This window comes from Luteibacter sp. SVR4-7G, from assembly GCF_056755555.1.
Genome location: NZ_JBPGXO010000035.1, coordinates 1 through 25739, shown reverse-complemented (window position 1 = coordinate 25739; position 25739 = coordinate 1). Strand labels below are relative to the sequence as shown.

The following is a 25739-nucleotide window of genomic DNA, read 5'->3' as shown; positions in this document are numbered from 1 at the left end:
TCCGAAAGAAACACGCGGCGCGCCGCTTGCAAACCGCGGAAGCCTGTCCTACAGTGAACCATATGGTTCACTATAAAGCGTCTCTCGACACCACGTTCGCCGCGCTCTCCGATGTCACCCGGCGCGGGGTTCTGGAACAGCTTGGTGGGGCGGACGCCTCGATCTCCGATCTCGCCCAACGGTTCCACATGACCCTCACGGGCATGAAGAAGCACGTCAGCATCTTGGAACAGGCAGGGCTGGTGGTTACGGAAAAGGTTGGCCGCGTGCGGACCTGCAAGCTCGGGCCCCGCCGGCTGGAAGAGGAGGCGGCCTGGATCCAGCGGCATCGCCAACTCTGGAGCGCACGCTTCGACGCGCTGGACGAACTGGTCGAGCACCTCAAACGCAAGGAGAAGACAGATGAGCACAGCAAGCGAAGGTAATCAGGGCACCGTGAACCGCACTGCCGTCGAACGCAAGTCCGACCGCGAACTCCTCGTGACGCGAACCTTCGATGCGCCCGTGCACATCGTCTTCGAAGCGTGGAGCAACCCGGAACTGTTCAAGCAATGGTGGGTTCCAAAGTCGGCAGGCATGTCGCTGGTTTCGTGCGACATGGATATTCGCACCGGCGGCACCTATCGCCTGGTGTTCCGCCATCCGGCCTTCGACCAACCGATGGCGTTCTTCGGCACGTACAAGGAAGTCACGCCGCAGAAGCGCCTCGTCTGGACGAACGAAGAAAGCGAGCAGGGCGCCGTGACCACCGTGACGTTCGAAGAGAACGCCGGCAGGACGCTGGTCACCCTCCACGAAATCTATCCCACCAAGGCGGCTGCCGACGAAGCCATTGCCGGCTCGGCGGAAGGCCTGCCCGAGCAGTTCGCGCAGCTGGATGAATTGCTCGCTGAGAGAACGTGAGGCCGGTAGCCTTGCCGGCGCCGGATCAAGTACTGAAACCGCTCAAAGGAAGTCCAGGATGACCGTGGTACGTGTGGTGCTCAACGTCGAAACGGAGCGGCCCGACTCCGCGAAGGCGTTCTACGAAGACATCTTCGATATGACCGTTGGGATGGACCACGGGTGGATCGTGACGCTGATCGGCGGGGGAACCAGCATCCCGCAGATCAGCTTCGCGAGCGAAGGCGGCTCGGGCACGCCGGTACCGGATATTTCGATCGAGGTAGACAACCTTGACGAGGTCCTCCGTCGTCTGCAGGCCCGGGGTCACCAGATCGAATACGGTCCGACGTACGAGCCGTGGGGCGTGCGCCGGTTCTTCGTGAGGGACCCGTTCGGTCGTCTTCTCAATGTGCTGGCGCACGGCGTTCGTCCTTCCGGCTCTGCAACGGACCAGGCATAGTCAGTCATCGTTGGCTTCAGGGACATGTCGTGGGCTACGAACTTCACATCACTCGCAACAAAGATCTGTTTGACGAGGGTGGGGAAAATATCTCTCCGGTGGAATGGAAAGCTTATATAGCTTCCGACCCTGAAATGCGCCTGGACGGTTATGCTGAGGCGAGCGTAGCGGGTGGCATTCTTCGCGTAGAAGACGACACACTGGCGGTATGGACGGCTTACTCCGGACACGGCGTCGGCGGCAACATGGCGTGGTTCTATCTCGGACCAAGCGGGATAATCGTCAAGAATCCGGACGAAGAAATCCGCCGGAAGATGTATGAGATTGCCTGTGCACTCAACGCGTGGGTCATCGGCGATGACGGCGAGGAGTACGGGGCAGACGGTGAAATCGTTGCGCTGGACGATGACGTCTTTGCGTCAGACGATGACATCGGATCTCAACACGCAGCTGAAACGAAAGCACCAGCGCGCCGTTGGTGGAAATTTTTCTGAACACTATCGTCAGGCGCGTGCTGCTTTCGCTGGCAGCCGGGGCGGTTGCTACGTGCTTGCTCATTGGCGCGTCGTCCGCTGCCGATTCCGTAGGTTTTCCTGCTATCGCCAAAGCACTGTTCTGGCAGAACACGCTGCTGCAGGGTTGCATCCCGTTGCTCAACATAGGCACCGCAGCGCGTCCGGCCCACGAGGGGTCACCTCTCAACATCCTCGCTTTCCTGGCGAGTATCCCGCTCGGGCTCATCATTTACAGTGCCGTGGCATATTCGTTGATTGCCAAGGTGCGTCGCCGGGGAAACCCGGCCGGGACGCGCCCGTGAAAATCCATCGAGGCAGCAGTAGTTCGCCCGAAATGGTATGCAGAATGGCTGTCCATAAGGGGTTTCCTGGCCTGAGGATCGCCATGAAAATATGGATTATTGCCCTGTGTCTCGTGGCAGCCGGCGCCATGGCCTGGCAGCCCACGTCAGGCCAGACCCAGATGCCCCTGTGGCAGGGTAAACCACCGGGCGCCAGGCCGATGCCGGGGCCTGAATACACCAGGACAAGCACCAAGCTGATCGGCGGAAAAGCCGTGGTCAGCGTGAGCAATGTGTCGCAGCCGACGATGACCGTCTACGAACCCAAGGGAATCAACACGGGCACTGCCGTGGTGGTGTTTCCCGGTGGCGGCTTCGAGCTCCTCGCGATGGACCTCGAAGGAACCGAGGCGTGCGACTGGCTGACCTCACAGGGCATCACCTGCGTGCTGCTGAAATATCGCGTGCCGAGTCTGCCGTACGTACCGGAGTGCGACTGCCGGCCGCACAATCTCGCCTTATCGACGCCATCCCTGCAGGACGCGCAAAGAGCGATCCGTCTGACGCGCCTCCGGGCGGCCCAATGGCATGTCGACCCTCACAGGATAGGCGTGCTGGGCTTTTCGGCGGGCGGTTTCCTCGTCGCGGAAGTCAGCACGACCTTCCATCAGAAACTGTATGCACCCGTGGACGACGCCGATAAGGAAAGTGCCCGGCCGGACTTCGCCATCCTGGTTTATCCCGGCCATCTCGCGACCAAGGATGATAAGTTCAATCCGAATCTGCCGGTGACCGCGGAGACCCCACCGTCCTTTTTGGTACAAGCTGAAGACGACTACACGGACGGCGTGCATCAGTCGCTGGCCTACTACGCCGCACTGGCCAAGGCGCATGTGCCGGCGGAGATGCATCTGTACGCGCACGGTGGCCACGCATTCGGACTGCGGAAGACGAACTCACCGATTGGCGATTGGCCTGCGTTGGCCGGCAGCTGGATGCGGACCATCGGTGTTATCAAGCACTGAGCGGTGCGTGTTCAGGTCTGCAGCTGTCTACAGCCGAACTGTGGAGCGCCGACCGGGGACAATCTGCCGATGGACGAGTGCTATAGATGGTGGTTGAATTGAATCAATTCCGCCGCATGACGGTCGGGCGCGATGCTTAGATGAGGATTTCCGGTGAAGATGATGAGTGCTTTGCTGATGGTGATGGCTCAAGGAAGCGGCTCAACCGCTCCCGCACAAGTGGTGCACCCGGCTACGCCTTCCGAAGTTGCGGTGATAGCACGAGGCCTCCAAGCCGATCTTCCCGGAGTCACGGCCTCAAGCCTGTCGGACTTCCTGGTGTCGGACGCGAGCCCTGAAAGCGGGGAGGCTTGCGGATTCGTGACCGCCAGACTCCCGTCTGAAGGCGCCGTCCGGAAGCATCTCGTTCACGTGCAACTGTTCGCGGACGAAAAAAAGGCGTGGCACGCCTATATGTTCTCGTTGGATGACGCGCTCAATCGCACCTCGTGCGAAGCGCTTCGGCTTGCGCCAACCCGGGACCACTCGTGATTGATATGACTCTGCCAACAAACGCTCGAAAGTACCTTTTGAGTCTGGCCATCGTTGCGACCGCCATGCCGGAACTACCCAGCGTGGCGGCCCCAGCGCCAACGCATGCCCCGCCGGCGGTCGATCAGGCATTGCGTCGCGAGCCGGTGTATCCTGCCGCGGCTGCCGCGCGTGGGGAGGAGGGGACCGTCGTGCTTCGGCTGACCGTGGCTCCGAATGGGAAGGTCGAGGACGCCGAGGTCAAAACCAGCAGCGGTCATGCCGAACTGGACAGGGCAGCACTTGACGCAGCGCAGTCGTGGTCATTCAAGCGGGGTGAACTGCCGCGACGGTCTTCCGCCAATCCGTGGCTACTTGTGCCCATCACCTTCGTACACGACGGACTCAAGGTCTCTTCACCGCTATGACGATTCGCGTCTGGGTGCTCTGCCACACCGGACGCGGCCAACGCATCGTCCGCGCCGAATGATCAGTGCGACGGAGCCGCCACGGTGTCCGGATTAAGCAGGCGCCGCAAGGTGCCCTCTACGCAGGATCGGCCTTCGACCGACCGGACTGTTTAAGAAGTTGCGTCCCACTGCAACCGAGGGCATCACCTGCATACTTCTGGGCAATCGGAATGATCCGGTACTGAGGAGGGCTTCCGTCGCGTTCTGAGGACCTGGCGGTGGCCGAGTCAGGCGAGCACCGAGCCCGCGACGAAGTCAATGGCCGCGTCGATCACCGACGGGTGATCCAACAAGCGGTTGTGGCCGAGTCCTTCCGTGCTCATCATCTGCGCATGCGGCCACAGGCTCGCGTAAAGCCGGCCGTGTTCCCATGGCGTCATCCGGTCCAACCGGTCGTGAATAATCAGCGCCGGGCGGTCGATGTGCGGGATGCGGCGTTCGGCATGGAAGTTGGCGAAGCGCTCGCCGGTGTAGTCCTGGAACCAGTCTTCGAAGGGCTCGAACACCCGCGGCGAGAAATTCATCGCAACGAAGCCCAGTCGTACGCTCTCCTCGGCAGAGAACATTGGCGCGATGAGCACGAACCGCTCGGGACACCAGGCAGGCTCCTCGGCGAACACGATGGACGACGCGCCCATCGAGTGTCCAATAAACGCGTTGGGTCGTCCGAAGCGGCGCCCAATGGTGCGCAGAGTGAGCACGAAGTCCGGTAACGAGCTGATGCGTCCCTCGCTCATGCCGTGCGCACGCTGGTCGAAACCGACGACCGCATAACCTAGCGCACGCAGCCGCGGTATCCAGGCCGCGAAGCGCAGGGCGTAGCTGGACCATCCATGGCTGAGCAGCACGTACGGTTCGGTTGCCGGATCGCCCCACTGGTAGGTGACGAGCCTGTCGCCTTCGACGTTCACTTCACTTCGCCTCACGGAGGGAACCATGGCCAATGCCTCGGCGGCACGCCGCTTGCCACGCGGGTCCGGCGTGAGGAATCGTTTCGCCAGCGCACGTGCGGTGATCGTCGGCAGCAGGTGGCTCATGTTATGCGTGCACAGGCCCAGCAATCGCCGGTAGAGCGGGTGGCGTTTTGTCTTCACGGGAACTCTCGGATAAGACGGCGATGGCGTCAGGGCTTAGATGCGCAGAGGCCCCAAAGCACAAGGCACGTGGCGACGGTGATGGCGAGCGAACCACCCGCGATCAACGCCGTGACCACGGCTTCACGCGGCGGGCTGGCTTGGTGGCCGGCACCTGCGATAGGCAGGGAGCGGCTGGCGCCCCACAACGCGGCGAGGAGCATGCTGACGAAGATGGTGTAGAGCCCCGCGATGGCAAGTACCTGCGTCATGCGCTGCGCGCCGACCGGCAGCGTGACGTGCTGCCACATCAGGCCAAGCGCCCATAGCGCCAGTCCGCTCTCCAATCCGGTGGTATGCACAGACACGCCCATGCGCGGGTTAGGCAGGGCAGGTATGACTATGCCAACGAGGAGGCTGAGGAGGAACAGCACCGTGCCCCAGATAAGAAGCTGCTGCGGTATGGAAGTCATGGCGTTTCTCTGCAGGTCTCACTCGGCAGGTCCTATTTTCCGCCTGTCAAACCCCACATATAGAGACACTTCGAGCATGCGTGGGGAAACTGTACTGGCCGGAGTTCCAGTACGGAATGGACACACTTCGAGGCTGGAAAATAGGTACACTTCGTTAAGGTCGTACCGGTGAGATGCGATGCGTACACTCGACGGTAACAAGCGAGTCACGCGTACCGAGGTGGCGATGGCGGCCATCCGCCAACGGATCGCTGTCGCGCCCGGTGCCCGGCTCCCTTCGATCCGAAGCCTCGCGGAGCAGCAGAAAGTTTCCAAGTCGACGATTGTGGAAGCGTATGATCGCCTGCTTGCCGAGGGCGAAGTGGAAGCGAGGCAGGGCTCCGGTTTTTTCGCCACGTCCCGTCCACGATCGCTCCACCTTGCGCATGAACGCATCCGTCGCGATGGCGCAATCGATCCTTTATGGCTCATGCGCCAGGCGCTGGCCTCACGCCATGACGTATGGCAGCCAGGTTGTGGCTGGTTGCCTGAGGATTGGCTTCCCACCGATATGTTGCGGCGCGTGTTCCGCAGTGTGATCAGTCAAGAGAACGCCAACCTCACTGCCTACGGCTTGCCGCAAGGCTTTCCACCGCTGCGGGAACAACTGGCACGGCGGCTCAACGAACGCGACATCGGAGCCGACCCCGACCACCTGCTCATCACCGATTCGGCGACGCACTCGATCGACATCGTGTGCCGGTTTCTCCTGCAACCCGGCGACACTGTACTCGTCGACGATCCGGGTTACTTCAACTTTCGCGCGTTGCTGGAAGCACAGGGCATACGGTTCGTCAGTGTCCCGTACGAGCCTGACGGGCCCGATCTCGACCGTTTCGCGGCGGCGTGCGTGGAATATCACCCGAAGCTCTACCTGACGACCTCGGTGCTGCACAACCCCACGGGGATCAGTCTGAGCGCGGCTTCGGCCCATCGCCTGCTGAAACTCGCCGAAGCGCACGACCTCATCATCGTGGACGACGGCATTTCCGCCGACCTTGAAGCGCATCCTTCACCCGGGCTTGCGTCACTGGATCGTTTCGAGCGCGTCGTGCTGGTGGGGAGCTTTTCGAAGACCCTGGGCGGAGCGGTTCGTTGCGGTTTCGTCGCGACGCGTGCGGACTGGATCGACGGGCTGACCAACCTGTCGCTGGTCACCAGTTTCGGTGCGGACGAAATGGCATCGCAGACCATTCATCGTCTTCTCGTGAACGGCAGCTATCGACGCCATCTCGATGCGCTGCGTCCGCGCCTTGCCCATGCGATGGGTTTCGCGGCGGAACACCTGGAGCGGCTGGGCTTCACGCTGTGGAAGCGGCCAGAGGCTGGCATGTTCCTATGGGCCCGATTACCGGGCGAACTCGACTCCGCCGAGGTCGCGATGCGCGCACTCGACCACGGGATGATGCTTGCGGCGGGTAATGCTTTCAGTCCCACGCAGACCTCGGGCCGCTATCTGCGTTTCAACGTCGCCCAGTGTACCGACAGGCGCCTATTCGACGTGCTCGGCAAGGTCATGGAAGGTTTGGATGATTTATGACGATGTAACGCAGACTATCGGGTGGACACCGCTCGTCAGGTTGGCGAGGCTTGCCGACGGGCTTTCCGGGCACTTGCTTGCAAAGATGGAAATGCTCAATCCGGGAGGCAGTGTGAAGGACCGCGCCGCTCTGGCGATGATTGAGGACGCCGAGGCTAGTGGGCGCATCTTCCGGGTGCCACGCTTATTGAAGCGACTGCCGGCAACACAGGTATAGGCCTGGCGGTGGCAGCCACCGTCAAGGGATACTGCTCCGGGGGTAGGGCGGGGCAGCATCGTATCCCCGGTAAACGCCATCGTGACGATCTTGCCGGATGCCGGCGATCGCTATGCGAGTTCGGGGCTTTTCGAAGGGACTTTAGCGACTCGATCTGAACGCTATGGGCTCTCGCGCTGCGATCAGTGCGACGGAGCCGCCGCAGCGTCCGGATTGAGCAGACGCCGCAAGGCCCCCTCTACGACCTGAGTGAACTTCTGCGGCTGGCCGTAGGCGCGGGCGAGGATCATCGCACCGTACACGGTGGACATGAACGACTCGGCCTCGGCGCTGGCGGCGCCCTTCAATCGGAAGACACCGCGTTGCGCGCCGGCCGTGAGCACCGTTTCCAGCCAGCAAGACAGGTCGCGGAAGTGCTCGCGCACACTCTCGGCAAGGTCGCCGGGCAGGGTATCGAGTTCGCTGGCAAGCATGCCTGCGACGCAAAACGGCGCAGAGGCATCGGCGATGCACTTCTCCCAATACCCGGTGTACGACTGCAACTGCAGCAGCGGATCGAACGCCTCGCTCTCCATCTTCCGTATCTGGTCGCGGATCATGCCGCGCGACTGTTCGACCACTGCGCGGGCCAGATCCGACTTGGCGGGGAAATGATGGTGGATGGATGCCTTGCGGACCTCGACCTGTGCCGCGACGTCCGCGTAGCTGAAGCCGCTGTAGCCGCGGGTCTGGATCAGGTAACGGGCGGAATCAAGAAGCTTTTCACGGGTGCTCATGCCGTAAGCCTACCATTAGGTAGGTGCAGTTTTCAAATGGCTACCCCTCAAAATGCCGTGGCTAAACAGTCCTTGACAGGATAGCCTACCTACTAGTAGGTTATGAGCTCCACTAGAGGACAAACCGATGAATTCCCTGACGAGCTACTATTACCTTCGTGCCGCCGTCTCTTTCGGATGGGCGGCCCTGGTCGTGCTTTTCGCCCAACTCCATCTGCCGTTCGCCCTGAGCGCCACCCTGCTGGTGCTCTATCCGGCCTGGGACGCCGTGGCAAATGTCCTCGACGCCCGACGCTCCGGCGGCTTGCACGCGAACCCCGGTCAACGCATGAACGCCGTAACCAGCACGGCGACCACGGTCGTGCTGGTGGCTACCCTCATCATCTACGGGACGGCAGGCGGCATCCTGGTCTTCGGGATCTGGGCGTTGCTGGCAGGACTGTTCCAGCTGTGGGTGGGCATCCGTCGCCGCAAGCTCGGCGGGCAGGTGTTCATGATGCTCAGCGGGGCGCAATCCGCGGCTGCGGGCATATTCATGACGGTTCAGTCCTTCACTCACGAACCGAGCATCGCCGGGCTGGCGCCGTACGCCGCGTTCGGCGGCCTGTACTTCCTCCTTGCCGCACTGCGCCTGAGCTTCCGCACTGCCCGGGCATAATCCGGCAGTGGTCGACCGCCTCCCTGCGTCGACCAGCCAACCAGGACATCTCATGACGATCGAAGTACGGAACAGGACGGCACTCGTTCTGGGTGCGACAGGCGGCATCGGCGGCGAAGTCGCTCGTCGGCTGGTGGCGGAAGGATGGCAGGTACGGGCGCTCACGCGTCGCAGGGAGAACTCCGGCAAGGTCGTGGACGGCATCACCTGGCTCGCTGGCGACGCCATGAAGAGCGCCGACGTGAACCAGGCTGCCGACGGCTGCTCGACGATCGTGCACGCGGTCAATCCGCCTGGCTACCGGCACTGGGCCGAACAAGTCATCCCCATGATCGACAACACGCTTGCCGCGGCGGTCTCGCAAGGCGCGACGGTGTTGTTGCCGGGAACGGTATATAACTTCGGGCCCGATGCGTTTCCGCTGTTGCGTGAAGGTGCTCCACAACACCCGGTCACGCGCAAGGGCGCCATTCGCGTCGAACTGGAGAACAGGCTGCGTGATGCCACCTCGCGCGGCGCGAGGGCCATTGTCGTGAGGGCAGGGGACTTCTTTGGCCCGCGGCCAGGCAGCAGCTGGTTCTCGCAGGCGCTCATCACCCCTGGCAAACCCGTGAGAGTGGTACGCTCGCCTACGCGGCCCGGGGTGGGGCACCAGTGGGCCTACCTTCCGGACGTGGCGCGAACGATGGTTGCACTACTGGAACGGCAAGGTGACTTGCCGCCGTTCTGCGACGTGCATACCCAAGGCCATTGGGATGACGACGGCACGAAGATGGCGGCATCGATCCAGCGAGTGGTCGCCAGATACGGCAGACCTCCCGTCATCAAGGCGTTCCCATGGGGAATCATGCCCTTCATCGCACCGTTCGCTCCCACCGTTCGCGAATTCCTGGAGCTTCGCTACCTCTGGAAGACGCCTGTTCGCATGTCCAACGAGAAGCTCCTGGAGATCCTTGGCCAGGAACCGCACACGCCATGGGACGAGGCAGTGGAGGAAACGCTGATCGGACTCGGGTGCCTGCCCAGTCGCTCATCTCGATAATGCCGCCCGACCACGCGGCGGATGCACGTTGATGACGCGAACCCGAAGCATGAAAATTCCCCAGCGGGCGATAGCCTTTCCCGAGTCCATCAGCGCGGAGGCACGGGCGGCCCTCGAGCGTCTCGTCGCCGATGACGGGACGCCCCTGTACGCAAGCTACGTCATGCCGTCTCCTGACGATCATGCGGCCTGGATGAGCATGAAAGCCGCGGCCGATGCGCAATATGCCGGCGCGATGAAGGCCCTTGCGGGAAGCATCCATGCCACCGTCACGACAGTGCACGTGGGCGATGCGACGGTCCACGTTGCGACACCGGACGCCCCATACGATGAGCATCACGCTGTCATCGATCTTCACGGCGGAGCCTTCGTGTTTGGCGGTGGCGAAGCGTGCAGGGTTGGCGCTTGCCGGCAGGCCGACCGGCACGGCGTTCGCTGCTACGGCGTGGACTACCGGATGCCGCCCGAGCACCCCTTTCCCGCCGCCCTGGACGACTGCATCGCTGCCTATCGGCTCGTCCTGGAGCGCCACGCGCCATCCCGGGTTGCCGTGTGCGGCAGGTCGGCTGGGGGCAATCTTGCTGCGGCCATGCTGCTGAGGGCACGCGACGAAGGTCTGCCGATGCCGGCTTCCCTGGTCCTCCTGTCACCCCAGGTCGACCTCACCGAGTCGGGCGACAGTTTCCAGACCAACCAGATGATCGATGTCGTGCTGCCTCGATCACCGGGGCCGAACAACCTGTTATATGCCGACGGCCGTGATCTCACTGATCCGTACCTGTCCCCGCTTTTTGGCGATTTACAAGGCCTTCCGCCCACGTTGTTACAAACAGGCACCCGTGACCTGTTCCTCTCGAACACGGTCCGAATGCATCGGGCGCTGCGGAAGGCAGGCGTGGCCGCCGAGTTGCATGTCTTCGAGGCCATGCCACATGGGGGATTCGGAGGAGGAACGCCGGAAGATCGCGACCTCGAGGAAGAAGTGCGCCGGTTCGTTCTCGGGAACTGGACTGCGCTCTGAGAAGATCGTCGGGCGCCTTCTTGGATCGGCGTAATAGCCGTGCTAACGTGCCCGTGTCGGAAAAGGCAGACTTGGTTTGGTAAGCCCAAGTCCTTTCGGTAACGAAAGCTCTGGTCTTTGGCTTCGTGCCTGAGATCCCCGCGACGGATATCGGACGCCATGCGCGTCCCTTCATTCGTCCGTGGGGGTTCTGGTACCGAGGAACGCTCCGGTCGAACATCGAGTCGACACAGGAGTCGTTCATGCATAGCCGCTATCCGAAATCCCACGATGTCGTTATTGCCGGCGCCGGTCCCGTCGGATTGTTTCTCGCCTGCGAACTCAGGCTTTTCGGCCTGTCGGTCGTTGTGCTGGAGCAGGCCGCGGATCCACGCTCGCCTTTCAAGCGATTCCCGTTCGGCAGGCGGGGCCTATGGGCGCCCACCCTCGACGCGCTTTACCGGCGCGGGTTGCTGGACGCCGTCAGAGACGCGCAGCCGTCGAGCGAGGTTTCCGGAGCCATCCCGACGGCAGCTCACTGGATGCAGGGGACAAAACGCCCCGCAGGTCATTTTGCCGGCATCCCGTTCTTCGACGAGCAGATCGACAGCTCACGTTGGCCTTACCGCCTGCCGAGCCCCGCGGGCACCGGCCTGATGGTGGAAATGGAGGCCTTCGAAGCCGTGCTTGCGACCCGCGCAAGCGCCTTAGGCGTCGATATCCTCCGCGGCGTTGCCGTGGCGGGATTTGTCCAGACGGAGGAGGAAGTCATTGTCCACACTGGATCCGGAACCTTCCAAGGCCGCTGGCTCGTCGGATGCGATGGCGGCCGCAGCAAGGTGCGCAATGTGGGTGGCTTCGACTTCGTGGGCACGGCCCCGGAGTTCACCGGCTATTCGGTCGAAGTCGAGATGGAAGATCCGGATGCATTGCAGCCGGGCCGCACATACACGCCGACGGGCATGTACACCTACGCCAGGCCCGGTGTCATTGCCATGGTGGAATTCGATGGCGGCGCCTTTCACCGCACGCAGCCAGTCACGCTCGAGCATGTGCAGGCGGTGCTGCGTCGCGTTTCCCAAACGGACGTGACGTTGAACGCCTTGCAGCTCGCGACCACCTGGACCGATCGGGCGTACCAGGCAACGACGTATCGCAAAGGGCGGGTCCTGCTCGCCGGCGACGCCGCGCACATTCATTCGCCCTTAGGCGGTCAAGGGCTCAATCTCGGGCTCGGCGACGCAATGAATCTCGGGTGGAAGCTCGCTGCCACGCATCGCGAGGACGCGCCTGCCGGTCTGCTCGATAGCTATTCGGTCGAGCAACATCAGATAGGAAAGCAGGTTCTGGACTGGTCACGCGCCCAGGTCGTGCTCATGCGACCAAACCCAGGTTCGCGTGCGCTCGAAGCCATAATCCGCCAGCTTGTCGACACGCGAGACGGTGCGACTTACTTCGCGGGGCGCGTGTGGGGCGTTGATCTCTGCCATGATCTCGGCGTTGATCATCCATTGGTCGGACGTAGCGTTCCTGACTTCGTGATGTCCAACGGCGTGAGGGCCGGTACCTTGCTCGCGCAAGGGAAGGGGCTGTGGCTGGATTTCGATGCTCGTGCGCCGTGCCGGGACCTCGCTAGCCGCTGGAACGATCGGGTCATGTATCTTGCGGGCGAGGTCGAGGAAAGCCTTGGCCTGCAGTCGGTGCTTGTGCGTCCCGACGGCATCGTTGCATGGGCCGGGGAAGGGGGTTTTGACCCTGAGGAAGCGGCTCGGATGGCGTTGCGGTGGTTTGGTGAACCCGCGTAGCGCGCTTTGTATCCGTACTGCAAGCAGCGGGCTCGGATTGCTCTCGGCTGCCTATTGATCTCTTGCGAGGCATCCGGCAAATCGCGAAGATACGCCGTACGGGAGAAGGACTCTCGACGTATCCAGGGGAAACATGCGCGCTTTACTTCTTTCCATGACGGCGGCCGTCGGTATGCTGGCGACCAGCGGTGCACTCGCAGTAGACCAATGTCCTTTGGCCTTGTCTCTTAAGATAGCTCCGGACGCGCTCGTTGCCAAACTAAGTGAGATGCCATCCTTTCGCACCGATCGGAAGCCGCAGAACCCTTTTCTCGCAAAGTGCACTTATCAGGCGTCCAGCTTCGTGCAGTTCGCCATGCCGCCGAATGGCCTTTGCTCTGTCGAAGGTCAGCCAGCGGTCGGATCGATGGTTGAGATCCTAGACAGCGAGGCGACCGTGATTTCATACACTTTCCTGGTGATCAGGTCCGATGAATCACTGGCTGCCGTGCGTTCTGCATTGGCCAAGATCGCTACCCCGGTAACACCGCAGGCCGACCCTGGTGCTTGGAAAACGGACCACTACACAGTCATCGATGGCGTTTTTGCGCATGATGACGACATGTGGATAGTCTCGCATAAGCTGACTGACCCAGGCGTCGTGCGGACGGCTCCCGACGTGCTTATGGTGACCCACGTCCGTCGAAATTGGCTCGACTTTGCGCGGCGGGATCTCAATAGCTGCAAGGAACTGCCGGCGGAGAAGCAATGATTTCTATTGGAGGATCCGGCCATCGGCGCGTCGGTGACGTGATAGGCAGGTGCGCTATCCAAAGCCGCCTCAGCCTCCGTCGACTCCTGGACCTCAGGGAGGTTCATTAGAATGAGTATTCAAGTGCCAATGGGAATGGAGCAAGCCCGTCGGTCATTCTTTCTTGAAGATGAGGCGGCCGAGGACAGAAGTGGATTTGTGAAAGACGGCTGGCGCGGGGCCGTCCTTGACCGCGACAAGTATGATTGGCACGCGATGCCCCGATTCCTCTGGGAAACCTTGCAAACGGCGGCGGAAGATTCGCGCTGGTGGATTTGTGGCTACGCTGCGGAGGGGGCGCCTCCAGAGTTCGCCGTCTCGTTTTCCTTCGACTGGGACGCCTTTCTCGCGTTACCTGACAATCCGGCTCGGGAATCTCCTGAATGGGTTGCATACAACGAGTCCCAGACGATTGCCATCCTTGCTGAGTTTGACGTCACAGTCGTAGGCGCGTCGCGGTCGATGGCTGACGATATCGACATGATCCTCCGGACATCTAATACGAGCTTGCGAGAGATGACGTGGGTGGATTTCCCCGAACCTGAGCGCCTGGCGACTTTCATTAAGTAGTGACCAAGTAGCGCACGGCCAGCCAGGGCCGTTGAGCCACAATGGTCGTTATGCACCAGCTGATGCAACATTCCACGTTAGCGCCGCCAGTAGCTCGTGCGTCTACCGGATGCCGTGGCTAAGCGAAAGACGCAGGTCGGACTTCACGGGAGTCCGTGTAACGGAATTTGTGAGGTCAATTGTGTCGTAACCGATTGATTTAACGTATTTCAGCGCCGTCAACTCACTATATTAGTTGGACATGCCGCAAAGCAATTGTGTGAGCCCTGGCGAGAGCAGACCAATTCAGTGAGTTTCTGCGGTTGGAAGCAAGCCTGTGGCACTATGGTTTCGGACAGGTGCAGTCGGCGTAACGGCTTCGCCTAGGCCTGAAACGCGCGGATCGCTTCGAGGTCGTCATACGACACTACGGGTGCCGCCTCAGCGCGCGCGCGCAAGCGGGCAACGACCGCGCTCAGCGAGTCATCTGTGGCCCCATCTTGGAGATCAAGCAACTGCTTCTCCAGTTCACGAGACACCCAAGGGTGAAACGAGACGCGTTGCTCCCGTTCCGGGGTCATGCGCCCATCGTAGTCAGGGGCGTTGTATCGAAGGGTCGCATCGCCTGCGGCGTCGAAAGCCATGTTGTATGCGGCCTGTCGGATCTCGACCAAGCGTCTTTCATCCCGGCTCCGGGCGAAGTCTACGAGCAACTGCAGTGCTTCGAGGAACGATTCAGCGTACGGGGACTCTAACGTGACGGGGCCATCCGTTGAGGGATACAGCCCCTCGACCTCATCCATGGGAGGAAGCGGTTTAGCTTCAACGACAAAATCCCATACGCAACGCAGAAGATCTTCGCTCGAGGCGCGGCCGCCGGCCTGGGACGCCCAGACGGCATAGCCCACACGCATCCGGTCTAACGCAGCCGCGGCAACCGCAATCCGCTTCGCGGGATCAAGTCGCGCGAGGTTCGCCTTGTCGTGCTCTTCATCGAATTGCATGCTCATTGGCTGTCGCGAAGTTGCGTTGTGTGTATCGATGAGCTCCCATATCGCTGAGTAATCTCGTTCCGATACATCGTGCAAATGTACCGATATCGAAAATCCACACAAGGGTCGCCCAAGACTCACGCGAAACCCTCGACACCCGGTCTGCTATTCGCGCTGCCTCTCTTCTACCATACCGATAGTCTGCTCCGAGAGAATGGGTTCATCAGCTGCTTTCATGCGCAGAGTTGCGACTAGGCCCGGCAGGTCATCCGAAAGGCGTGCGTTCTCGAGGTCGCGCATTTGCCTTTGCAGTTCGGATTCCACCCATTCGTGGTTGTTGATCTCACGCTGGATATCGGGGCTCACCAAACCGTGGAAAGATGGATCGCTGTACGGAATGAGGAATTCACCAGCCGCGTGGTCTGCCAGGTCGCACGCCGCCTGGAGCACATCAACCAAGCGCTCCAATGCATCTTCGCCGAACGAAAGAAGGAAGAGGTCCACAGCCTCGAGGAAATTTTCGGCGAACGCGGATCTGAGAGTCACCGTGCTCTCTGGATCTGGGTAGTAGCGGCCGAGGTCGCGAAGTACCTCAGGAATTACCTCGTGATCAACCAAGTTCCAAACCGCATCGCAAATCGTTGCGGCGTCCGGCTGCCCCGGAGACGCGCCGATCCAGGCGTCGTATACAGGGCTCATCCGCTCAATAGCGGCTGCGGCGACAGCCCTCTGCTGCGGAAGGGCAAGAGTGGAGAGTCCCCGGCCAAAAATTTCCCTTGCGGTTCTGGCGTCCATAGTCTTACCACGCCGCATTATGGCTATCGAGTAGCGTACCAGAGCGATTGACCGTTTCCTCCGTGCACATCGGGCACCGCGCCGCCATGCTCGAGCTGCCAGTTCACCGCTGATAAACTCGGAGTAAAGATCGTTCAGCCGCTCTAAGGTGTCGTTATGAATTTCGCCCACTGTCGTCCAAGCTCGCCAGAGGAACTTGCATCTCTCGTCGAGAGATTTCTCGCTCTAAAGAGATCTCCGCCTGACATGCGGACCGTACCGTACATTGCACTGGCCTTTTGTAAAGCCTCTGGTATCACAGTAGACAGTCGGCAGCGGAGGGCACTCTAGGTTGCGTCAAAGTTTCTCCATGGAGACGACGGCGATCATGCGGCTTGTCTCGACGAGTTTGCCCAGCACATGGATAGAACGCCGCACGACAAGACCATTGGTCCGGTTGAAAAGGCCTTAGATCGGCTTGTTTGGTGTGCGCTAGTTACGAACACAGAGCTGTCCGGTTACGCATGCGAGTTCGTGATTGGCCTTGGAGCTGATGTCGGTATCGGGATCGATAGCATGACCGACATTGTGGTCCGGGCGATTCCGGGGATGGCTGATTGGTGTAGTAACGGTCATTGACGGCTCGTTGCGGAACGCCCTGTAATTAGGCGCCACCACGCGGGCGCACGTATGTGCATAATCGTATTCTTGGTAATTTCGGATGGTGTTGCGTAGCGATTCCTTCGCAATCCAAGGCTTCCAGAACGCACTTGCAGCGTTTTTCTGTTGCAGCCCCGACTACAACCTGTCTGTTGCGCAGGGCTGGTGGGACACGCAACGCTTTTGCGCAGTGCTGCTGCGAATTTCCGCCCGTGTGTTGCGCCGCCCTAGGTGCGCGAACCGTGACTAGCGAATCTCTCAGATGCATTTCTTGCCGAAACGGCTCATATGGGAATAGGGAGCTGGCTTTGCTGTGGACGGTTAGTGCCCAATACGGTGACTCGGTACCTTGACAGCTGGTGGAGAAGACTGGCAGTCGGCTAGCGGCAAAGCGGGCGAGTGCCGCGTCGGCCTCGCGGAGCCATATAGAGAGTGAAATGGCATCGGAATGAGCCTCTATAGCGAACGCCCGAGCCGCACTGGCCGACGATGCCGAGGCTCTCCAGTCACGCCTCCTTGAAGATGGGCTCGCCGCTGCGTCCCAGGCGAACCAAGCGCGTCTCATCGCCGAGCAGCGTCTGGAGGATCTGACGGGTGTCGCCGCTGAACTGCGCTTGCAGCTGACTTGAGCCACGACCTCGCTTGACGCTGCCGAGGCACGCGCTAACAGTCTGCAAGACGAACTCAGGGCCCACGTTCAGCAACTGCAGACATGGGAAATCGATTTTCCGAGGAACGACGCCTTCAAGCGGAGCATTTGCGTGGGGTGGAGAATCGCGCGCATACGGAAATTGACCGCAAAATTAAGTGGGTCCCGACACCCGACACCGACGGCCGGCGGCGCGCGTATGTGTGTATACGCGCGCATAATGTATATTATGTAAAATAACGAATCAGCATCACCAGCATCCGTGCAGCCATCTCGGCCGTGCCCTTCAGGCCTTAGGAACTCCGGCTGCCCCACACAAGGCACGAGCAGAAGCCAGCAACACGTCGGTGGCCTCCTCTGGCTTGAGCACGCCGGCGCTTACGAACGCGCCGTTGATCAGCAAAGCGAGTTGTCCGCCGAGTTGCTGCGGATTTGCCACCGCCAGCCGGTGCGCCAATGCATCCATGACGTTGCGTAGCGCCCGCATGTGCGCTCTGGCTACGAGGCGAGCCGAATGATCCGGATCGGCGAACTCCGCCGCGACGTTGATCTGGGGGCAACCGCGATAGTTCTCGCGTTCGAGTTGCTTTCCTATCCGGCGGATGTGTGCTTCCAGTTCGCTCATCGGATCGCTGGCGTGCTTCCGGGCATCTGCTTCCCACGCTGACCAGAAGTCCACGTCCTCGCGCTCGAGGAAGGCCACGATCAGGTCGTCTTTCGTTGGGAAATAACGATACAGGCTGGTCTTGGCCACGCCGGCTTCGCGGATGACCAGGTCGACGCCCACCGCACGCACGCCCTGTGTGTAAAAGAGTGTCGAGGCGGTTTGGAGGATGTGCTCTCGCAGGTCCTGCGGTGGATTAGCGCGGGATCTGCGGTCGGCTTCGGCGGGTTGTCTGGTGACCATGGAAAGAAATCCAAAAAATTTCAGTTGACATGATACAGACCCGTCCGTAGCTTAGCGAACAGACCGGTCTGTAGCATCGGGAGCAAGGGAGCTTTAAGTGAGTGATATGCAGACTGCCGTCGCGGTCTATGGTGCAGGCGGCCACACCGGTAGGTTCGTCGTTGCAGAGCTGCGTCGCCGGTCGATTCCGGTCATCGCTGTTGGCCGGGACCCTACCCGATTTCCGCCTGGCTTCCCTGGACGTGTGGCCGTACTCGACGATCCGGCGGCGCTCGACCGTGCCTTTGCCGGATGCGCCGTGGTCATCAATTGCGCCGGACCGTTCCTGGACTCAGCCGAGCCGGTGGTGAGTGCCGCGCTGCGTGCTGGGTGTTCCTATCTGGACGTCACTGCCGAACAGGCCAGTGCCCAGTCCACGCTGGATACGTTCGACGGTGCGGCTTCAGAAGCCGGCGTGGTCGTCATCCCCGCAGCCGGTTTCTATGGCGGGCTTGCGGATTTGCTCGCCACCGCGCTGATAGGCAAAAACACCGTGGACGAGATCGTTACCGCGGTCGCGCTCGACCACTGGTGGCCTACTGAGGGCACCCGCAAAACCGGCGAACGCAACCAGGTGCCGCGCGTGGCCGTTGAAGAGGGTCGACTCGTGCCCATCAATCTTCCGCCCTCCAGCATCGCATGGACTTTTGGAGCCCCTCACGGAACGCAGCCGGTGGTCGAGGTGCCCCTCAGCGAGATCATCACGCTTTCTCGTCATTTGCCCGCGCGAAGGATTCGCAGTTATCTCGGGACTAATGCGCTGAGCGACCTGCGTAATGAAGATACCCCTGCACCGTTGCCTGTCGACCCGCAGGGACGCTCCGCGCAGCAGTTCGAGATGCAGGTTGTCGCCGTTGGCGCGGCCGGCACCGGAAGAGCCGTTGCCCGTGGCCAAGACATCTACGCCGTTTCGGCTCCCCTGGTAGTTGAGGCGGCAGCGCGTATTCGCGCTTCGTCGTTCGACCGCACCGGTGCGCTTACGTTGGGTCAAGCGTTTGATGCCAACGACTTTTTGGTTGCTCTCCGTCCCGCTCTCATCGCGCTCGAATTCCAGCGCCCCACTTCTTCGCTCTCGAACTTCCGATAGGGGAACCCCAATGCAACAGAACGAACTCGCCCACCGCCTGGCTTCCCTCCACGTCAGAGGGAATCCTCTGCAGCTGTACAATGCCTGGGATGCCGGCAGCGCCAAGGCCATTGCCCAGGCAGGTGCCGCAGCCATCGCAACGAGCAGTTGGGCCCTCGCCGCGACGCAGGGCTATGACGACGGAGAGTCGATTCCGTTGACGCTCGTGGAACAAATCTCCGCGCGCATCGCCGCCACGGTCGACGTGCCCGTGACGGTCGATATCGAAGGCGGCTATAGCGACGATCCGCAGACCTGCGCAGCGAACGTTGCACGCCTTCTTGACGGTGGCGTGGTCGGTATCAATTTCGAGGATCGCATCGTGTCCGGCACCGGGCTGCATGAAATCCAGGCCCAGTGTGCGCGCATCGCCGCCCTTCGTGCCATGGCAGTTGCCCGTGGAATCGCGCTCTTCATCAATGCGCGAACGGACCTGTTCCTGGACCCGGGCCTTGCGCCGATGGAGGGATTGCACGAAGCGCAAGCACGCGCGGCCGCCTACGCACGAGCGGGTGCCTCTGGATTCTTCGTTCCAGGTCTGGTCGACGGTCGGGCGATTGCGGCGCTGTGCGGGAGCATCGATCTGCCGGTGAATGTGATGGTTGGCAACGGCCTTCCGGAATTACGTGCTTTGGCCGACGCTGGGGTCGCGCGGGTCAGTCAGGGGCCCGGCCCCTACCTCGCGACGAGCGAAGCGGTGCGCGCCGCAGCGCAAGACTTTTATGACCGCTCCAGATTACCCCAAGCTGCATAACTCTCATCGTCCATCCTTCGGCGAGTGCGGCGGCAAGCACTCCAGTGGCATACCTCGATCGTGTCGTTCGCGACATCATTGAGGACATCCGGACACCGAGAGTCTGCTTTCACCCTTCGGTAGAAGGAATGTATCCACGGCAGGTTCATACAAGCCCCAGGCCACGCATCACCGCGACACTCGTGTTGTTCCCGCTTGCAGGGGCGCGCGACTTCCGGAGAATGCTCGATGGACAAGCCCAAGCTCGACCGCAGGCAATTCCTCTTGGGAAGTGCCGTTGCCGCCACTGCCGGTGTTGCCAGCGCCCTGGGGGCCAAGATTCATGATGGCGAGTTAGGTGCGCCGCCCAGGACTTACCAGGGAGGCGTGCCATGGCAGGAAGGTCTGGCCGATGCGCCGCCGGGTGTTTCCGGCACCGACTTCAAGTTCTTCACGCCGGCTGAGCGCGAATTTATCGAGGCCGCCGTCAGCCGCTTGATCCCCAACGACGAAGTGGGACCCGGCGCCGTCGAAGCCAACGTACCGTTCTTCATCGACCGGCAGCTGGCAGGGCCCTTCGGCCGTGGCGATCACTATTACCTCGGCGGCCCATGGGCCAAGGGTGCGCCCGAGCAGGGTTACCAGAGCCGGTTTTCGCCTGCGCAGATGTATCGCGCGGCAATCGGCGCCATCAACAAATACACGCATGCCAACCATAACGGCGCGGACTTCGCCAGGTTGTCCGACGACGAGCGGGACGCGCTGCTCAAGGACATGGAAGCGGGCAAGGTGCAACTGGAAGACGGTGTCGACGCCAAGACCTTCTTCACCATGCTGCTGCAGAACACCAAGGAAGGATATTTCTCCGATCCCATCTACGGCGGCAACAAGGACATGGGCGCCTGGAAGATGATCGGCTTTCCCGGCGCGCACTACGACTACCGTGAATGGGTCAGTCGCCATGGCGAGCCGGTGCCCTTCCCGCCCGTGAGCTTCAAGGGCCGTCCTGGCTGGAATTCGGAGACCTGAGCATGGTAACTACCCTCAAACCGGTTGATGCGGTAATCGTCGGATTCGGTTGGACAGGCGCCATCATGGGTCAGCAACTGGCCGATGCCGGGCTTGAAGTGCTCGCGCTCGAACGCGGGCCGTGGCGCGACACTCCCACCGATTTCGCCACCGGCTTCGCGCAGGATGAGTTGCGCTACATGTGGCGCCACCACTTGTTTCAGAACGTGGCCGACGACACGCTCACCATTCGCAACAACACCAGCCAGACGGCACTGCCGATGCGCCACTTGGGTTCGTTCCTGCTGGGAACGGGCGTGGGCAGTGGCGGAGTGCACTGGAACGGGCAGATCTGGCGATTCCTGCCATCGGACTTCTTGACCAAGAGCCACAACGAGCAGCGCTACGGCAAGAAGTCCGTCACCGACTACGACCTCACCGTGCAGGATTGGGGCGTGACGTACGAGGACCTCGAACCGCACTACAACACGTTCGACGTGCTCTGCGGTACGAGCGGCAAGGCCGGCAACCTCAATGGCCAGATCCAGCCGGGCGGCAACCCGTTCGAAGGCCCCCGCTCCGCGGAATATCCCACTCCGCCGATGCCCCAGACGTACGGGCCGACGTTGTTCGGCAAGGCAGCGGCCGAACTCGGACGACATCCATTCCCCCACCCCACGGGTAACCTCAGCCAGCCTTACGTGAACAATTTCGGTGCACAGCTGGGTGCGTGTACCTACTGCGGCTTCTGCGAGAAGTTCGGCTGCGGCAATTATTCCAAGGCCAGCCCGCAGACCACCCTGCTGCCCTACCTCATGGCCAAACCCAACTTCACCCTGCGCACGGAGAGCGAGGTGCTGAAAGTGGAACTGTCGCCGGACAAGAAGCGAGCCACCGGCGTTACGTACGTGAATAGTGCCGGCGAGGAGTTCTTCCAGCCCGCGGACATCGTGATCCTGTCGTCGTACATCCTGCAGAACGTGCGTCTACTGCTGCTGTCGGGCATCGGCACACCGTACGATCCGGTCACCGGCCAGGGCGTCGTGGGCAAGAATTATGCCTACCAAACGATGTCGTCGGTGAATGTGTTCTTCGACGACAAGCTGATCAATCCCTTCATCGGTGCCGGTGCGCTGGCCACGGTGGTGGATGATTTCAACGGCGACAACTTCGATCATTCGGGGTTGGGTTTCATCGGCGGCGCCTATATCGCCGGCATGATCACCGGCGGCCGCCCCATCGAGATGATCTACACCCCACAGGGCACGCCTGCGTGGGGCAAGGCCTGGAAGCACGCAGCGGCCAAGAATTACCTGCGCTCCTTCAACCTTAGCGTGCATGGCTCGTGCATGAGCCATCGGGGCAACTACCTGGACCTGGATCCGACCTACCGCGACATCCATGGCCGGCCGATGTTGCGCATGACCTTCGATTTCACCGACAACGAACACAAGATGTCCGACTACCTTACCGATCGGGCCGCGGAAATCGCCAGGGCCATGAACCCGCGCGAGATCAAGCTGAATCGGCGCACCGGTTCGTGGAGCGTGGTGCCCTACCAGACCACGCACAACACGGGCGGAGCGATCATGGGCGATAGCCCAGCCAACAGCGTGGTGAACAAATACCTGCAAAGCTGGGACGTGCACAATGTGTTCTCGATGGGCGCGGGGGCTTTTCCACAGAACGCAGGCTACAACCCCACGGGCACCGTGGCCGCGCTGGCGTACCACTCGGCGCAGGCGATCGTGCAGCAATACCTGAAGGATCCTGGCCCCCTGGTACAGGCGTAGATGTCATGCGAACCCTTATCCGTATCGTACTGGTACTGATCGTGCTGGGCATCGTCGGCGGTGCGTTCATGCTGTGGAACCTCAGCCGTGCCGCTGCGCTGCCGTCAGGACCCGTTACTTCGGCCGCGGCCGCCAAGATCATCACCCAACCCATCCCCGACGGACCCAACGCCGAACAGCTGCGGCGCGGGCAGTACCTGGTGCGCATGGGCGATTGCCTGTCATGCCACCTGCGCGCGGGTGGCGAGCCATTCGCAGGAGGGTTGGGCCTGAATACGCCCTTTGGCGTGATCTACTCCTCGAACATCACCTCCGATCCCACCAACGGCATCGGCAACTGGACGCCGGACCAGTTCTACAAAGCCATGCACGACGGCATCGGCGGGCGTGGTCAGCACCTGTATCCGGCCTTCCCTTACCCGTGGTTTCGCAACCTGGATCGCGCCGATGACGACGCGCTGCTTGCCTACCTCAAGACGACGAAGCCGGTGGCTTATGAGCCTCCGGAAAACGATCTTGTGTTCCCCATGAATATCCGTTTCATGGTGTCGTTCTGGAACGTACTTTCCTTGCACGACGCACCGAAGTCGCAAGCCCCGGCCGGCGCACCGCCCGACTGGAGCCGAGGCGAGGCCCTTGTGCGCGGCGCCGGGCACTGCAGTGCGTGCCACACCGCGCGCAACATGCTGGGCGCCGACAAGAAGGGGCATGATTTCGAGGGTGGCGTGCTCGATGCCTTCGTTGCCCCGGACCTCACCGGGAACCAGCGCACCGGGCTTGGACGCTGGAGCGTGGACGACATCACCGAGTACCTGAAGACCGGTCGTAACGAGCGTTCGTCTGCCGGCGGCCCAATGGGTGACGTGGTGACCTATTCCACCTCGTTGATCACCGATGAAGACCGCCACGCCATTGCGGTGTACCTCAAATCGCTGCCCGCGAGTCCGGATGTCGACATCGCGCCCGCCGATGGGGCGGCTATGAAGCGCGGCGCGGCGATATTCTCCGACGCATGCACCGCCTGCCACCTTGAGAACGCCGTTGGCCAGAAGACCTTCTTCCCGCCGCTGGGAAACAACGCCGTGGTCCAGCAGAACGACCCCACCGGCGTGCTGCATATCATCCTGGCCGGCATGCGCGTTGGGCCATCGCCAACCCGTCCCTCGCCACTTACGATGCCCAGCTTCGCCTGGAAGCTTACCGACCAGCAGGTAGCGGACGTGACGACTTATCTGCGCAATAGCTGGGGTAACCGGGCATCGCCGGTGAAGGCGGATCAGGTGGCCAAGCTGCGCAAGAAACTCGATCTGGTCAACGTGCGGCTTACCGACAACTCAGGCGACCAGCCATGATGGCCGCCCCTCCCCGTGACATCATTCGCCGGATGCCCTCGCCGGCATGGAGCAAGCCATGAAACGCTTCCGTTCGATCGTCCTTGCCGCCATCGCCTTCACTCCGGCGATGCCGTTGTTTGCCTTGGCACAAGCCACTGCGCCGGCACCGTCCAGCGCACAAGGGGCGCCCATCCGCGCACTACTTGAAACCCGGGACGTCGCCGGCGTGCCGGGCAAGCAGCTGGTGCTCGGCACGGTGAAAATGCCACCCGGCGCCGTAGTGTCCTGGCACACCCACCCGGGCGACGAAGCCGGCTACGTGCTCAGCGGGACCTTGATCCTGAAACAGAAGGGCCAACCCGACCGCACCCTGCATGCCGGCGATCATTTCTTCAATCCCAACGGCATGGTGCACGAACTCTTGGCCGGCCCCGGCGATGAGGGCGGCAGCGAGGTTTCGACCTGGGTGGTGGACAAAGGGAAGCCCATGGCGACGCCTGCGTCGCAGCCCTAACTCGACGCAAAGCCGCTTTGAACGAAGTTCGTGGCCTAATGCGCTACCTACTAGTAGAATGGCGATTTCCCAGGTCGCCACAGGCATGCGCTCTTCCCATCCCAACTCCCTCCCCTACCTCACGATTTTGGCCAGTCTGGCCGCCCTGCCCGCCACAGCCGCCCCGGGCGCTGTGGCTCGCCCCGCACAATTAGACGTCACACTGGCTATGACCCAGCAAGAGACTGGACATGCCGACGGCATGGCCATCCGTTACACGTACAAGCCTGTCGCCGCGAGCGCTACGCCGATGACCCTCGCTCTCGACACACTCGAGCCCGGCCTCGAGCGCAGCACGGACAAGGTCACGGATCTCGCGCTCACTGACGATCGTGGCGCCCTGCCGGTCGGCGCAGCCGTTCGTCGAAAGCAAGGGCCACGAACATTCGAAACATGGACGACGACGCGTCCCGTGGTTGGCACCGTGCACGTGTCGTACCGCATGCCTGTGGCACCTGGCAAAGCGTTGAAACGTGGTCCGCAGTATGACTTGCAGGCAGCAGCCGGCGGCGTGTCGGGAGGCTACATCAGCATCTTCGCCTTACCGGAGACGACGGTCCCGTTCGCTACTCGCGTGCACTGGGAGTTGCCTGCGGGCGCTATGGCGGTGACCTCGTATGGGGAAGGCGATTACACGGGTACCTTCACCGCAGACGAGTTCACCGGCACACTGTTCCTGGTGGGACACGTAAAGTCGTACCGGCCGGCTGGGCAGGCGAAGGACACGGGGCTCGAGGTGTATGGGCTCGGCGTTCCGGAACGGCAGCTGCAGGCGGCCGGCGGTTGGGCTGCCGCGGCTTATGCCGCCGAACTGAAGGCGTTCAAGCTGGACGGCCAGCCCTACCGTTTCATGATCCGCTCGTTTCCCGGTGGCACGAACGCCAGCGGCCGCGCGGCCGAACACTCCTTCATGCTCTACGTGCCGCCGGGGGACGACCCCGATACGACCAAACTGCATTATGTAGTCGCCCACGAAATGGTGCACAGCCTTGCACGCTACCTGGAAAAGGAAGACGTCGAAGGTGACTGGTATACGGAAGGTCTGGCCAACTACGTCGCGCTC

Annotated in this window: 28 protein-coding genes; 22 read left to right on the top strand and 6 right to left on the bottom strand. The window is 61.7% G+C overall.

Translation table 11 applies throughout. The features are described from left to right. The first annotated feature begins 62 nt into the window (after window positions 1-62). The 7 genes from ACR9ZH_RS13580 (at window position 63) to ACR9ZH_RS13550 (ending at window position 4104) form a co-directional block, all read left to right on the top strand. Window positions 63-425, top strand: a complete 363-nt coding sequence (locus ACR9ZH_RS13580) for an ArsR/SmtB family transcription factor (protein WP_481291303.1) — start codon at window positions 63-65, stop codon at window positions 423-425. After that, window positions 403-903 (top strand): SRPBCC family protein, encoded by a 501-nt coding sequence (locus tag ACR9ZH_RS13575; RefSeq protein WP_481291287.1) that lies wholly within the window; start codon window positions 403-405, stop codon window positions 901-903. The genes ACR9ZH_RS13580 and ACR9ZH_RS13575 overlap by 23 nt, the downstream gene beginning before the upstream one ends. Before the next feature lie 58 nt (window positions 904-961). Continuing rightward, the gene (locus ACR9ZH_RS13570) at window positions 962-1345 is read left to right on the top strand and encodes a VOC family protein (RefSeq protein WP_481291286.1); all 384 of its coding nucleotides are present in this window, start codon (window positions 962-964) and stop codon (window positions 1343-1345) included. 29 nt (window positions 1346-1374) lie between these two features. After that, window positions 1375-1839, top strand: a complete 465-nt coding sequence (locus ACR9ZH_RS13565; RefSeq protein WP_481291285.1) for a hypothetical protein — start codon at window positions 1375-1377, stop codon at window positions 1837-1839. Beyond that, on the top strand, window positions 1824-2162 hold the full coding sequence (locus ACR9ZH_RS13560) for a hypothetical protein (protein ID WP_481291284.1): 339 nt from the start codon (window positions 1824-1826) through the stop codon (window positions 2160-2162). Before ACR9ZH_RS13565 ends, ACR9ZH_RS13560 begins: the two co-directional genes overlap by 16 nt. An 83-nt stretch (window positions 2163-2245) precedes the next feature. Then, complete coding sequence (locus ACR9ZH_RS13555) at window positions 2246-3166, top strand: alpha/beta hydrolase (RefSeq protein WP_481291283.1); 921 nt, start codon at window positions 2246-2248, stop codon at window positions 3164-3166. A 536-nt stretch (window positions 3167-3702) separates the two neighbouring features. Continuing rightward, complete coding sequence (locus ACR9ZH_RS13550) at window positions 3703-4104, top strand: energy transducer TonB (protein WP_481291302.1); 402 nt, start codon at window positions 3703-3705, stop codon at window positions 4102-4104. A 269-nt stretch (window positions 4105-4373) separates the two neighbouring features. Here ACR9ZH_RS13550 and ACR9ZH_RS13545 read toward each other — a convergent pair whose 3' ends face one another. Both ACR9ZH_RS13545 and ACR9ZH_RS13540 read right to left on the bottom strand, forming a co-directional pair. After that, window positions 4374-5240, bottom strand: a complete 867-nt coding sequence (locus ACR9ZH_RS13545; RefSeq protein ID WP_481291282.1) for an alpha/beta hydrolase — start codon at window positions 5238-5240, stop codon at window positions 4374-4376. A gap of 29 nt (window positions 5241-5269) precedes the next feature. After that, window positions 5270-5692 carry a hypothetical protein gene (locus ACR9ZH_RS13540; RefSeq protein WP_481291281.1) on the bottom strand — a complete coding sequence of 141 codons (423 nt, stop codon included), beginning with the start codon at window positions 5690-5692 and terminating at the stop codon, window positions 5270-5272. Window positions 5693-5870: 178 nt separating this feature from the next. Here ACR9ZH_RS13540 and ACR9ZH_RS13535 point away from each other — a divergent pair, with 178 nt between their 5' ends. Both ACR9ZH_RS13535 and ACR9ZH_RS13530 read left to right on the top strand, forming a co-directional pair. Continuing rightward, window positions 5871-7271 (top strand): aminotransferase-like domain-containing protein, encoded by a 1401-nt coding sequence (locus ACR9ZH_RS13535; protein ID WP_481291280.1) that lies wholly within the window; start codon window positions 5871-5873, stop codon window positions 7269-7271. Beyond that, window positions 7261-7488: a pyridoxal-phosphate dependent enzyme gene (locus ACR9ZH_RS13530; protein WP_481291279.1), complete on the top strand. Its 228-nt coding sequence runs from the start codon at window positions 7261-7263 to the stop codon at window positions 7486-7488. The genes ACR9ZH_RS13535 and ACR9ZH_RS13530 overlap by 11 nt, the downstream gene beginning before the upstream one ends. 182 nt (window positions 7489-7670) lie before the next feature. Here the strand turns inward: ACR9ZH_RS13530 and ACR9ZH_RS13525 are convergent, their stop codons facing one another. Next, window positions 7671-8264, bottom strand: coding sequence for a TetR/AcrR family transcriptional regulator (locus ACR9ZH_RS13525; RefSeq protein ID WP_481291278.1), 594 nt, complete (start codon window positions 8262-8264; stop codon window positions 7671-7673). Between the two features lie 127 nt (window positions 8265-8391). On the opposite strand from ACR9ZH_RS13525, the gene ACR9ZH_RS13520 reads away from it, so the two are divergent. The 6 genes from ACR9ZH_RS13520 (at window position 8392) to ACR9ZH_RS13495 (ending at window position 14129) form a co-directional block, all read left to right on the top strand. Beyond that, window positions 8392-8922: a hypothetical protein gene (locus ACR9ZH_RS13520; RefSeq protein WP_481291277.1), complete on the top strand. Its 531-nt coding sequence runs from the start codon at window positions 8392-8394 to the stop codon at window positions 8920-8922. A gap of 52 nt (window positions 8923-8974) precedes the next feature. Then, a complete protein-coding gene (locus tag ACR9ZH_RS13515) occupies window positions 8975-9964 on the top strand; it encodes an SDR family NAD(P)-dependent oxidoreductase (RefSeq protein ID WP_481291276.1) in 990 nt (329 codons plus the stop codon). Between the two features lie 49 nt (window positions 9965-10013). Beyond that, window positions 10014-10985, top strand: coding sequence for an alpha/beta hydrolase (locus ACR9ZH_RS13510; RefSeq protein WP_481291275.1), 972 nt, complete (start codon window positions 10014-10016; stop codon window positions 10983-10985). Window positions 10986-11227: 242 nt separating this feature from the next. Beyond that, window positions 11228-12769 (top strand): FAD-dependent oxidoreductase, encoded by a 1542-nt coding sequence (locus ACR9ZH_RS13505; RefSeq protein ID WP_481291274.1) that lies wholly within the window; start codon window positions 11228-11230, stop codon window positions 12767-12769. 133 nt (window positions 12770-12902) lie between these two features. Then, on the top strand, window positions 12903-13520 hold the full coding sequence (locus ACR9ZH_RS13500; protein WP_481291273.1) for a hypothetical protein: 618 nt from the start codon (window positions 12903-12905) through the stop codon (window positions 13518-13520). A gap of 111 nt (window positions 13521-13631) precedes the next feature. Then, window positions 13632-14129 (top strand): hypothetical protein, encoded by a 498-nt coding sequence (locus ACR9ZH_RS13495; RefSeq protein WP_481291272.1) that lies wholly within the window; start codon window positions 13632-13634, stop codon window positions 14127-14129. A gap of 362 nt (window positions 14130-14491) precedes the next feature. Here ACR9ZH_RS13495 and ACR9ZH_RS13490 read toward each other — a convergent pair whose 3' ends face one another. From ACR9ZH_RS13490 to ACR9ZH_RS13480, 3 genes are all read right to left on the bottom strand, one after another. Then, window positions 14492-15118 (bottom strand): hypothetical protein, encoded by a 627-nt coding sequence (locus ACR9ZH_RS13490; RefSeq protein WP_481291271.1) that lies wholly within the window; start codon window positions 15116-15118, stop codon window positions 14492-14494. Between the two features lie 147 nt (window positions 15119-15265). Then, window positions 15266-15895 carry a hypothetical protein gene (locus ACR9ZH_RS13485; RefSeq protein WP_481291270.1) on the bottom strand — a complete coding sequence of 210 codons (630 nt, stop codon included), beginning with the start codon at window positions 15893-15895 and terminating at the stop codon, window positions 15266-15268. 1574 nt (window positions 15896-17469) lie between these two features. After that, window positions 17470-18090: a TetR/AcrR family transcriptional regulator gene (locus tag ACR9ZH_RS13480; RefSeq protein WP_481291269.1), complete on the bottom strand. Its 621-nt coding sequence runs from the start codon at window positions 18088-18090 to the stop codon at window positions 17470-17472. A 106-nt stretch (window positions 18091-18196) separates the two neighbouring features. Here ACR9ZH_RS13480 and ACR9ZH_RS13475 point away from each other — a divergent pair, with 106 nt between their 5' ends. The 7 genes from ACR9ZH_RS13475 to ACR9ZH_RS13445 form a co-directional block, all read left to right on the top strand. Continuing rightward, entirely contained in the window at window positions 18197-19216 is a 1020-nt protein-coding gene (locus tag ACR9ZH_RS13475) for a saccharopine dehydrogenase family protein (protein ID WP_481291301.1), read from the top strand. Window positions 19217-19226: 10 nt separating this feature from the next. Then, complete coding sequence (locus ACR9ZH_RS13470; protein WP_481291268.1) at window positions 19227-20009, top strand: isocitrate lyase/PEP mutase family protein; 783 nt, start codon at window positions 19227-19229, stop codon at window positions 20007-20009. Window positions 20010-20237: 228 nt separating this feature from the next. Then, window positions 20238-21017 carry a gluconate 2-dehydrogenase subunit 3 family protein gene (locus ACR9ZH_RS13465; RefSeq protein WP_481291267.1) on the top strand — a complete coding sequence of 260 codons (780 nt, stop codon included), beginning with the start codon at window positions 20238-20240 and terminating at the stop codon, window positions 21015-21017. Between the two features lie 65 nt (window positions 21018-21082). Next, complete coding sequence (locus ACR9ZH_RS13460; protein WP_481291266.1) at window positions 21083-22789, top strand: GMC family oxidoreductase; 1707 nt, start codon at window positions 21083-21085, stop codon at window positions 22787-22789. 41 nt (window positions 22790-22830) lie between these two features. Next, window positions 22831-24141: a c-type cytochrome gene (locus ACR9ZH_RS13455; protein ID WP_481291265.1), complete on the top strand. Its 1311-nt coding sequence runs from the start codon at window positions 22831-22833 to the stop codon at window positions 24139-24141. A gap of 58 nt (window positions 24142-24199) precedes the next feature. Further along, window positions 24200-24637: a cupin domain-containing protein gene (locus tag ACR9ZH_RS13450; RefSeq protein WP_481291264.1), complete on the top strand. Its 438-nt coding sequence runs from the start codon at window positions 24200-24202 to the stop codon at window positions 24635-24637. Window positions 24638-24878: 241 nt separating this feature from the next. Beyond that, window positions 24879-25739 (top strand): hypothetical protein (locus ACR9ZH_RS13445; RefSeq protein WP_481291263.1); only part of this gene is annotated, 861 nt, incomplete at its 3' end.